Raw genomic sequence first — 12,095 nt, 5'->3', positions numbered from 1 at the left:
ATAGCACATGGCAAATCTAAATATTGACAGTGAAAAAAACAGAACCTACGATGCAATCGTGATCGGTTCGGGAATTAGTGGCGGTTGGTCCGCAAAAGAGTTGTGCGAGAAGGGATTGAAAACATTGGTTTTGGAACGTGGACGTGATGTACAACATATCAAGGATTACCCGACCACCAATATGATGCCTTGGGAGTTTGAACATCGGAACGAAATGCCTTTCAAAGTAAAAGAAGAGAATCCGATTGTCAGCAAATGTTATGCATTCCATGAAGATGCGGCCCATTTTTTCGTAAAAGACAAGGAACATCCTTATATTCAGGAGAAACCTTTTGACTGGATCAGAGGCTATCAGGTTGGCGGCAAGTCGTTATTATGGGCGAGACAAACGCAACGTTGGTCTGACTTTGATTTCGAAGGGCCGGCTAGAGATGGTTTTGCAGTAGATTGGCCCATCCGTTATGCTGATTTAGCCCCTTGGTACGCTTATGTCGAAAAATTTGCCGGTATTGCAGGAAATCACGATGGACTTCCTGAATTGCCGGACGGCGAGTTTTTGCCAGGCTACCCATTAAATATTGTCGAGAAGTATTTTAAAGAAAGCGTCCAAAAGAAATTTCCGGAGCGGAAAGTTATTTCAGCACGTTGTGCCCACTTATCCAAACCAAATCAGATTCACATCGAACAAGGACGTGTACAGTGTCAGAATCGCGTACTTTGTCAACGAGGATGTCCTTTTGGTGGATATTTCAGTTCCAATGCAACGACAATCCCTTGGGCTGCGAAGACTGGGAATATGACCTTACGTCCATTTTCGGTTGTTCATTCAATCCTCTATGATGAACAAAAAGGAAAGGCAGTGGGTGTACGTGTTATTGATACCAATACAAAAGAGGAAATTGATTTTTATGCCAAGTTGATTTTTGTCAATGCGGCGGCAATCAATACGAATTTAATCTTATTGAATTCTAAATCCAACCGTTTTCCAAATGGTTTGGGCAATGATAGTGGTGTGTTAGGAAAATATGTTGCCTTTCACAACTATAGTGCACGCATTTACGCGGAGTATGAAGGGATGTTGGATTTTACGGCCGAAGGGCGGAATCCCGCAGGTGGAGGGTATATTCCACGCTTCAGAAACTTGCACAAACAGGAAACGGACTTTTTAAGAGGTTATGCCGCCGGTTTCGGTGCTTCACGTAGTAAAGAATCTGATCGTTCGGGTTTAGGGTTAGATCTGAAGAACAATTTGTTAAATCCTAAATTAGGTGTTTGGCAGGTTGGATCTCACATGATGGGTGAAACAATACCAAAAGAATCGGGAATGGTTTCATTGGATAGCAGTAAGGAAGATGACTGGGGTATTCCGTTGTTAAAAATTGCTGTCGATTATGATGAGAACGATGAAAAAATGAAAAAGGATTACATTGCCGTCATGACGGAGATGTTTACAGATGCTGGTTTCACAAACATTCGCCCGGATACACACTGGCAGGCTCCAGGTTTGGATATCCATGAAATGGGTGGTGCACGTATGGGCCACGATCCGAAAACTTCGGTATTGAATAAATGGAATCAGATGCATGCTGTGAAAAATGTTTTTGTCACAGATGGTGCAAGTATGACCTCCACATCAACACAAAATCCTTCATTGACCTATATGGCATTTTCGGCTCGGTCTGTCGATTATGCGATTAGCGAGATGAAGAAAGGAAATATTTAGTTTATTGGGGAAAGGTTTTGAAAATAAATCTTTCCCCAGTAAAATTAAAGTGCTATCTTTCCAAAGAATAGCACGTTAAAACCAAGAAATAATAACCGAAAAGGAAAGATAAAAAGTAATAAACAATTAAAAAACCAAAATAGGGAAACCAAAAAATTTTACAAAAAAAGCAAAAGCGATTTAGCTCAATTTATTATGAACCCTTTGGGTTAATGAGCCCGGAGGTAGTCTAAACCTACTGTTTTCTCTTTTATGTTAAATGAACGAATGAAAACAAAAAAGGAATTGGATGTACAAATTTTTAAGAGAGCGGATCGATTTTAAAAACATCAATTAAGGGAAACTAAATTAAACTAGACGTTTTAAGCATCTTTTGCTAAAACGTTTTTATAAACCAAATCACTATTAATATGAGCAAAGTTGACGTAAAATCATTTGCGCAGCTTGGGAAAAAATCAAAGTTATTTTTCTCATTGGCTGTCATTGCTGGTACTTTCCAACAAGTCAATGCCGCTGTCGGAACTTCAGTCAATTACGAAGGAAAATCCTTTGTAAAAGAAGTAAACCATGTGCAGCAGCAAGTTAAAGGAAAAGTATTGGATGCTGCTGGAAAACCAATTTCAGGAGTTAACATCGCTGTAAAAGGAACTTCGAAGGGCACACAATCTGATGCCTTGGGTAATTTTACTTTGGATGCTAAATCGGGGGATGTATTGGTGGTTTCTTCCATTGGTTACAAAGCCAAAGAAGTCACTGTTTCCGGTGCAACTGTTTCTGTACAATTGGACGATGATCAAAGCCAATTGGACGAAGTTGTCGTTGTTGGTTACGGTACCATGCGTAAATCGGATGTAACAGGTTCTATTGCGATGGTTAAAGGAGCCGACATGATCAAAGATCAGAATTTTAGTCCGCTGGATAACTTAAGAGGTAAGGCTTCTGGGGTGAATATCTTTTCCAACTCGAGCCAACCAGGTGCTTATGCGAACCGTGTGGTCATTCGTGGTGTGGCTACGATCAATTCATCATCCAATCCACTCTATGTTGTGGACGGGGTTGTGATGGAAGACTTTCAGTTGTTGAATCCGAATGATATCGAGAATATTGAGGTATTGAAAGACGCATCTTCGGCAGCGATCTACGGTGCACGTGGTGCAAACGGGGTTATCTTAGTAACGACAAAACGCGGAAATAAAGATGGGTCCAGAACAATTAACTACCAAGGTTCAGCGGGTGTAAGCTCCGTTCAACGTTATATGGATCTATTGAATGGGCAGGAATGGGTAGATGCCTTTATGATCGGCTTGGAAAACGAAAATAAATACCAGGGAAAATCTTGGTCCTTGGATAAAAAGACCTGGTTTAATGACCCCAACTATTTTGATGCCAGTGGTAACCCTTTGTATAATACAGATTGGCAGCGTGAAGCAACACGTACAGCTATTTCGCATAATCATCAGTTAAGTGTGCAACAAGGCGATGACAAATCATCTGTTGGGGCTTTCTTAAATTATACCGATCAGCAAGGTGTCGTTAATAATACCTGGAATAAACGGGTAAATGCAAAAATGGCCTACGACGCCAAACCAACTTCATGGCTTTCTACAGCAATTAACTTAACCGTTAATCATACTTGGGGACGTTATACACCAGAAGATGGTGGCGGACAGGAAGCACGTCGTACCATGATTGAAATGCTTCCTTGGTATCCTGTGTACGATAAAAATGGACAATATACATTTTCATCATCTTCGAATGTTTCGGACAAATTAGGGTTTGAAGGAATGGCAAATCCTGTGTCTATATTGGATTTACAAAAGAGGATGCGTTATAATACACAGATATTTGGTAATGCGGCCTTAACATTCCATTTGGCCGATGGTTTGGATCTTAAGACACAATTGGGTATAGATAATCATAAAAAAGCGTATAAAGGATATTCTTCCATTACCTTGAATAATATTTCTAGACCAAATGGCTGGGCTGAAATGAACAATACCAATACCCTGTATTGGCAAGAGGAGACTTATCTGACCTATAATAAGCAATTTGATAAACACCGCATTAATGCTATGGCAGGTTTATCATGGCAAGAAAGAACTTACGACTTCAATAGTTCTAGAACCGAAGGCTTTTTCGACGATGCTTATGAGTACAATAATATGGGAATTGGAATTACACCATCGACACCAGGATCTAGCTGGAACAAATGGGCCATGAATTCCTATTTCTTAAGAGCAGCTTACTCCTATAATGATCGTTACTCGGCGACAATTACAGGACGTTATGATGGATCATCCAAATTCGGTAAGAATAATAAATATGCTTTCTTCCCATCAGCAGGTTTTGCGTGGAATGTGTCGAATGAGGACTTTTTGAAAGATAATGCCACAGTTAGCAATTTAAAGGTGCATACTAGTTACGGATTAACAGGTAACTCGGAGATTGATCCATACAGGTCCTTGGCAATCGTAGATGCCGGAACGATATTGCTCAACAATTCAAGAGCTCCATATTCCTTTGTGAATTCTATTTCGAATCCAAATTTAAAATGGGAAAAAACCGCTCAGGTTGATGCTGGAGTTGAATTGGGCTTATTTCAAAATCGTTTAAATTTTGATGTGTCTTTCTATCATAAGAAAACGACAGACTTGCTCCTAGATGCGCCAATTCCAACTGCCTCAGGATTTAGTACTGTGATGAAAAATATCGGATCCGTGCAAAATCAAGGTTTGGACATTATGGTTAAGGGAACCATTATCAATAAAGAAGACTTTAGCTGGAATGCCTCACTTAATGCCAATTATAATAAAAATAAGGTGTTAAAATTAGGCGAGAACAATGCCGATATCCAAATGAATAGCTGGGTAGGCGGTGCTAATAGTGTTATCCGCGTTGGTGAGAACTTAAATAGTTTTTATGGTTACAGAAGATTAGGGGTATATACTCAAGCTGATGTGGATGCCGGAAATGCGACGGTAAGTCAAATCGGACGTGCAAAAAGAACGACTGAGAAAGAGATTATTGGTAAAGGATTGCCCGACTGGACAGGTAGTTTTATCAACAATTTGAAATATAAGAACTTCGATTTTACCTTGGATCTGCAATTTGTTAAAGGTGTCGATGTGATGCAACAATTTTTCCATTCGACTTATGACCGTTTTGGTATCACCAATGGTTTGAAAAATATCTTAACCGACGCGTATAATGGATCAAATCCGAATACCATGCAACAGGCTATATATTTGACAAATGGTGGGCATGCTGGACAAGATACCAATGTGGATGATGCTTGGGTAGCTGATGGTTCCTATTTACGGGTTAACTTAATTCAGCTGGGGTATACATTCAACCCAGAAGCTTTAAAGGGTATCGGTCTAAAACGTGTTAGAATCTACGCAAATGCAAATAATCCGTTTTTATTCACTTCAAAAGAATTTTTAGGATATGATCCTGAAAGTACTTCTCAAGGTGAAAGTAAGTTTGGACAAAACATGACGTTTTTCTCGTATCCAAGAGCGAAGACTTTTTCGTTGGGTCTGAATGTAACATTTTAAAAATTAGAAAATAAGGAAATGAAAAATAGATTTTTTATGTTGTTAATTCTTGGATTAGGTTTGACGACATCATGTAACAAATTTTTGGAAGAAGATCCGAAGTCTAATTTGTCTCTGGACGGATATTATCAAAATTCTGCTCAAGCACAGGCTACGGTGAATTCATTATATAGAAGGGGAGCTCCACAACGCTATTCGCTAGCAGGAAGTGCATATGTCGGGCCAGCTGCGTCGGTCAATACCATGTTGACAGGATATTTTTCAAATAGTTATGAGGGGCAGGAACGTGTTTGTTTATTCGCTAGGCAGTTAACTAGACAACAGAATACCAATTTGATCACCGGACAGATGAATACAATTTGGGATGAAAGCTACAAGGCTATTAATATTGCAAATGCCGGAGTAAAGTATATCCCTACCATTTCATTTGTTTCTCAAGATCAGCAAAAAGCGCTATTGGCCGAAGCAAAATTCTTTAGAGCTTATAATTATTTCTATCTGGTAAAAACCTTTGGTGCTATTCCTTTGAGTACAACACCAGTTGAAACGCTTGAAGATAACCTATATCTAGAAAGAACTGAGGTTGCAAAGGTGTATCAGTTAATTGAAACTGACCTGAAAGATGCAGTACAAGACCTGCCGGCAAAAACTTTTGCAGATAATGGACACAGAATTACCAAATATGTGGCTGCAATGACATTGGCTAACGTTTATTTACAAGAAGGTAAATATAGCGAAGCCGCTGAGATTGCTAAAATCGTTGTTAATTCTCCGCATCGAATGACAGACAATGTCGATCTTAAATTTAATAGTGCTTATAATAAATTGCGTACAACAGATGATTTAAGTGAAGTGATTTATGCACAGGAATATGATGCAACGATTAGTACCAGCAATTGGTGGACAACGTATGCATTTAATTCTTCAGCAACCACCGTTTTCGATAAATATTCTATTTTTGAGCGTGTTTTTGGTCCTACCAAGCAATTTCTTAATGTCTATGATACTAAAGATTTGCGTATTCAGCCAAATCAATTCTTTCATTGGAAATATACCAATCCAGTGAATAATAAGACTTGGGAATCTACAGACGCTGGAATATGGTATTATTTTGATGAGCAGGCAGCTACGGTTACTGGCCGAGGAACCAAAGACTGGAACTTCTACCGTTACCCTGAGGCGTTGCTTATCGCTGCAGAAGGAATTGCCAAAACATCTGGCGTGAGTGCCGAGGCTGCAGGTTATTTAGCACAGGTAAAAGCACGGGCAAATACCGAAGGGAAATCAGTTGCTGCTTATACGGCCGAATTACTAACATTATCAGCGGACAATTTTGTGAAAGAATGCTGGAAAGAGCGGCTACGTGAATTCCCATTGGAATTTAAAATGTGGGACGATATTGTTAGAACTAAAATGTTCCCTGTAATTTCAACGACTGAGGCTGGTAAAGTAGATTTCGTACCATTGATTGGAGCTAAGAACGGATCCGGTGCAACATTCAAAGAAACAGACTTATTATGGCCGATTTCTCCGGATGAAATTCAGCGAAACAACAAACTGACTCAGAATCCAGGATATCAATAGGCATACCTTATATAAGATAAAGGGTATTCAATCTACCCTTTATCTTGTCAATGTATAAAATAGGGCTTGTGAATATTCATGAGCTCTTTTTATGGGGTATAAGTTGCTTTTTAACTGAATTCCATAAAAGCAATAATTCTAAATTATTTTTGATTTAAAATTAAAAATACCTATCTTAACGATTGAATCATACACTTGAACTAAATAATAAACCAAGAAAGAAATCAACAACGTATATTTCTAAAATAGCTTCCATTTTTTTTAATTTTTTAGCAAAACCGATTTTGCTGATATAGGATGGCGATTTTGAATCACGTGCCGATACTCAATTAATATTTAATACTAAATGTTTCCGATAGAATGATGTGTATTGAATAAAACAATAATCACTGTTTTCGGCAACTATTATAAATAATAATAAATAAAAATGCCTTTACCAATAAGCTAAATCGTTTTATATACTTAATCACCATAATAAAAATATGAGCAAAATTGATTTAAAAACAGTTGTGCGATTAAAAGGAGAATCTAAGCTATTCTTATCTTTGATTTTTATCGCAGGAGCAATGCAGCATGCGCAGGCTACTGACACTTCGCAACGGATGTTAAGCAACTCTTTTCTAACGGAATCGAAAAAGCCCCAACAACAAGTTAAGGGAAAAGTCTTGAATGCTAATGGAAAGCCAATTTCAAGTGTAAACATCACTATTAAAGGAACATCGAAGGGAACACAGTCAGATGCGTCAGGTAATTTTTCTTTGGATGCTAAACAGGGAGACGTGTTGGTTGTCTCTTCAATTGGTTACAAAGCGAAAGAAGTTACAGTTTCTGGCGAGACCATTTCTGTTCAATTGGAAGAAGACCAAAGTCAGTTGGAAGAGGTTGTAGTTGTCGGTTATGGTACGCAAAAAATAAGGGAAGTTACTTCTTCAGTAGCCCACGTAAGTGCAGATCAATTTCGTCAAAGCGGCGCAAGAAACCCCTTGGATCTCATTCAAGGAAAGGTCGCGGGATTGCAGGTGTCTAGAAGTGGGTCGAATCCTAATTCAGGTGTAGCGACTCAATTACGGGGCGCAATTTCTGTTACGGGTAGTGCCAGCCCATTGTTTGTTATTGATGGGATACCTGGAGGCAATCCGGATCTATTACAACAAGATGATATTGAGTCTATAGATGTGCTGAAAGATGGATCTGGTGCTGCGATTTATGGAACAAGCGCCAATGCCGGTGTCATTCTGATTACGACAAAAAGGGGAAAACCGGGTAAATCAGTATTCAACTATTCCAGTTATTTTCGCAAAGACTTTGTCTATAATAGACCTGATTTTTTAACTCCACAAGAGTTTAGGGATAAGATTGCATCTGGTGAGCTAAAACAAACTGATTTTGGCCATTCTACCGATTTTTTTGATGAATTGATTAATAAAGATAATTTTTCACAGAATCATAACCTTTCACTGTCGGGAGGTAATGAATCAACTACCTATCGTGGAAGTGTCAATTTTCGAAACTTGGAAGGTATTGCAAAGGAAAATTCAAGAAAGGAATATACAGTGAGAACGAGTATAAACCAGAAGGGTTTTAACGATCGTTTGAATTTTCTACTCAACATCGCTACTAATACGAATAATGCAAACTTGCTAGGCGGTGGTGGCTGGGAAAGCGAAGCTACGAAAAATCCGACGCTCTCAAATTATAACGATGATGGATCTTTTCGTTACGACCGAACGAGTACAAATGAATTTGCTCGATTGTTTACTGAAACAAGTTATCGGAAACAACAGACATCTTCTTTAGACGGAAAAGCAGATTTAAACATAATTGAGGGATTAAAGGCCAGTGTTTTTGGGTCGGTACAACGTAATTCTTATACAGATGGTGCTTATAGAGCGCTCAATAGTGAAGCATCTTTAGAAGATCAAGACTATCCTGGTGGAGGATATGCTTCCAAATCCAATCTGTTGAATGAAAAATATGCATTTGAACCGACACTTCAATATAACACTACCGTTGCTGAAAAGCATGCAATCACAGCATTAGCAGGCTATAGTTATCGTTATGAGAAAGACGAGGGACAAAGTGCAGACAATAGGGGATTTATAAATAATAATTTCCATGAAGATAATTTGTCGGAAGGACAAGCGCTTCGGGATGGACGTGCTAATATGGACAGCTATAAGAATGATAATACTTTGATTGCCTTTTTTTGTCGGGTAAACTATACCTACGCGGATAAGTACATGGCTCAGTTTATTCTAAGGCGTGAAGGTTCGTCTAAATTTGGAGCAAATAACAAATGGGGAAGTTTTCCGGCAGTATCAGTGGGGTGGAACATCAGCAATGAAGACTTTATGAAAGATATCGATTTTATAAATAATTTAAAACTACGTGCTGGTTATGGAGAAACGGGAAATACAGGCTTTGCTAATAATGCCTCTCGATTAACTTTGGGCGGAGGAGGAAAATATCTTTTCCCTGATGAGTCCTACCGAGAAACCTACGGACCCGACCGTAATCCGAATCCAAACTTGCGGTGGGAGACGAAGAAAGAAACAAATATCGGTGTTGATTTCACAATGTTTAACAATAAGCTTTCAGGTTCAATTGATGTTTTTCAACGAAAGACTGTTGATCTTTTGGATACATATACTACCCCACAGCCTCCTTATATAAGAAATAATATATATTCCAACGTAGGTACACTTTCTTCAAAGGGTATTGAGCTAGCGCTTAGCTATCGTGCTATAGATCGTGCGAACTTTAAGTGGAACATGGATTTTACAGCTAGTACGCTAAAAAATGTTTTGGATAGTTATTCGAATGATATATTTAAAGTAAAATATAAAACATTTGGTGCAATCGGCGGAGCAGGAGCATTGGGCGATGCATTCACAACGTACGAAGGGCACAAGATCGGTGAATTTTTTGGTAAACGATTTGCTGGATTTGATGATGAAGGAAAATGGCTGTTTTATAACCGAAATGGCGAGGCTGTGCACAATGATGCGATTAATAATTCAAGAGATGATTTGAATTCCTCTGATTTAGCGGTAATAGGAAATGCAGTCCCCAAATATTATATTTCTTGGACGAATAATTTTTCCTATAAGAATTTTGATCTGAGAATTTTTATGCGGGGTAAATTTGATTATGATATCTTAAATACGACAGCACTTTCTTATGGCAATAAGGTCTGGTCAGAGAATCTCTTGAGAGATGCTTTCACCAAATATAAAGATATTAATGATACCTATATGTATTCTGATTACTATTTGGAAAGTGGTAGTCACTTAAAAATTGATGAAGTTACATTGGGGTATCGATTTAAATTGAAAAGTAATACTTGGGTAAATAATGTGCGTATATATTTGACGGCTCAAAATTTGGCAACAATAACAGGGTATTCAGGGAATGATCCTGATTTTGTATTGGATACGGGGCTTGGTAATGAAGTAAATGGACAACGTCTAGGTATTGATAGTAGAGGACCTTATCCCAATACGAGATCGTTTTTGTTTGGTGTAAATTTTGGTTTTTAATAGATAGTATTATGAAAAATATTGTTAAGATTTTATTTTTAGCTTGCGTAATCAATGCATCAAGTTGTACAAATTTAGATGAAAACGCTTATGATATCATTGTAGCGGATGATTTTTATAAAAATAAGAATGAAGTTATATCAGCTGTATTGCGTCCATACACCCATGCAAATGCGTGGATATCACCATCAGGGCAGGATGGTTGGTGGCGGTCAGCAGAATTATCCGCGGATCAATTGGCCTGGCCGACCAAAGGGCGGCATGGAGAAGATGGAGGCAAATGGAAAAGGTTACACTATCATACTTGGACAGTAGATGAAGGTGGGTTGAACAACGCATGGGTATTGATGTATTGGGGAGTAGGTTTGTGTAATAGCCCCATTGATATTCTCGAAAAATCTGACGTCGCTCGCATGGGAATAACAGATGCTGAAAAGAAAGAGTTTATTGCTGAACTAAAGCTTTTAAGGGCATTACATTATCTAAAGCTAATGGATCTATTTGGCAATATTCCAATAACTACCAAGGCCCCTAGTTCAGCAGAGGAGCCTTTACCTCTGCCTTCTTCCACAAAAGAGGTTTTTGCATTTATTGAAAAGGAAATTTTAAATAACATTGGTTCCGCTCCAAAATTAACAAAAAGTATGCTAGGAAGAGTCTCTCAGGCTTCAGGCTATGCAATGCTCGTTGAACTATATTTGAATGCTGAAAGATGGTCTGGTCAACCGCGATGGGACGATTGTATTGCGGCTGCTGATAAATTGATATCGGGTGCTGGAGGAGGTTTGAATGGTGCTATGGCATTAGATCCAAATTTAACAGATTCCTATGTGCCGACGAATGACATGTCTAAGGAAACTATTTTTTCCATTGCCTACGATTATCAGACAGCAGACTTTGAACCTGGATTTCCAGGTGAATTTTATCATTTTGTGCAAAGCGAGATCTATGGAGGCGGAAGAACTGGCAATAACGGTATTGTGTTAATACCAGGTGTTTTCGATCAATATAACGAAAAAGATTTGCGAAAAAAAGAATGGTTTTTAAGCGGACCGATGGTTAGGTTTGTGGATGGTAAAATCGTGCAAGGTTCCGAGGAATACAAGGGAGAACAGCTTGTTTTTGTTGATTATATTCGAAGGGCTAAGACTGGAGGTACATCTTCTACAATGAGCGACGGAGAAGAGAATAGTGGTATCCGATTTAATAAATATAAGCTTGGTAATTCTGTAGAGGGTACTGTCAACGGTGTTAAAATACCTGCGAATGCAAATTACAACAATACAGATTGGAACGTCTACCGTTTAAGCTGGATTTATTTTGCAAAAGCCGAGGCATTGATGCGAAAAAATGGAGGACGCCCGTCACAAGAAGCTGTGGATTTGATTAATAGTTGTAAAAAGAGAGCTTTTTCTGATGCTGACTGGAGTGAAGCAAAGTATACCACAAGCACACTGACACTTGACGAGCTTTTGGCAGAGCGAGGACGCGAATTTATTTTTGAAGGATTTAGAAGGGAGGATTTAATCCGTTTCGGCAAATTTCATACAGCAACTTGGTGGGATCATAAGCCTTCTTCTGACACCAAAACAGTGTATCCAATACCTCAGCAACAGATATCGATGAATCCCAATTTAAAACAAAACCCTGGATATTAATGTTCGGGAATAGTAGATGCCCATGCGGGTGTCT

5 protein-coding genes are annotated in these 12,095 nt (G+C 38.7%); all 5 read left to right on the top strand.

What is annotated here, in order from left to right; genetic code table 11:
- The first annotated feature begins 7 nt into the window (after positions 1 to 7).
- A complete protein-coding gene (locus B3600_RS08515) occupies positions 8 to 1,723 on the top strand; it encodes a GMC oxidoreductase (protein WP_286752689.1) in 1,716 nt (571 codons plus the stop codon).
- 410 nt (positions 1,724 to 2,133) lie between these two features.
- Positions 2,134 to 5,280 (top strand): SusC/RagA family TonB-linked outer membrane protein, encoded by a 3,147-nt coding sequence (locus B3600_RS08510; protein ID WP_286752688.1) that lies wholly within the window; start codon positions 2,134 to 2,136, stop codon positions 5,278 to 5,280.
- 18 nt (positions 5,281 to 5,298) lie between these two features.
- Positions 5,299 to 6,864 carry a RagB/SusD family nutrient uptake outer membrane protein gene (locus tag B3600_RS08505; RefSeq protein ID WP_286752687.1) on the top strand — a complete coding sequence of 522 codons (1,566 nt, stop codon included), beginning with the start codon at positions 5,299 to 5,301 and terminating at the stop codon, positions 6,862 to 6,864.
- A 482-nt stretch (positions 6,865 to 7,346) separates the two neighbouring features.
- Positions 7,347 to 10,403, top strand: a complete 3,057-nt coding sequence (locus B3600_RS08500; RefSeq protein ID WP_286752686.1) for a SusC/RagA family TonB-linked outer membrane protein — start codon at positions 7,347 to 7,349, stop codon at positions 10,401 to 10,403.
- 11 nt (positions 10,404 to 10,414) lie between these two features.
- Positions 10,415 to 12,061: a RagB/SusD family nutrient uptake outer membrane protein gene (locus tag B3600_RS08495; RefSeq protein ID WP_286752685.1), complete on the top strand. Its 1,647-nt coding sequence runs from the start codon at positions 10,415 to 10,417 to the stop codon at positions 12,059 to 12,061.
- The last annotated feature ends 34 nt before the right edge of the window (positions 12,062 to 12,095 follow it).

Source organism: Sphingobacterium sp. UBA2480 (assembly GCF_002341965.1).
GTDB lineage: Bacteria > Bacteroidota > Bacteroidia > Sphingobacteriales > Sphingobacteriaceae > Sphingobacterium > Sphingobacterium multivorum.
Note: the sequence above shows the minus strand (reverse complement) of the source record. Positions and strands in the feature narration are given on the sequence as shown.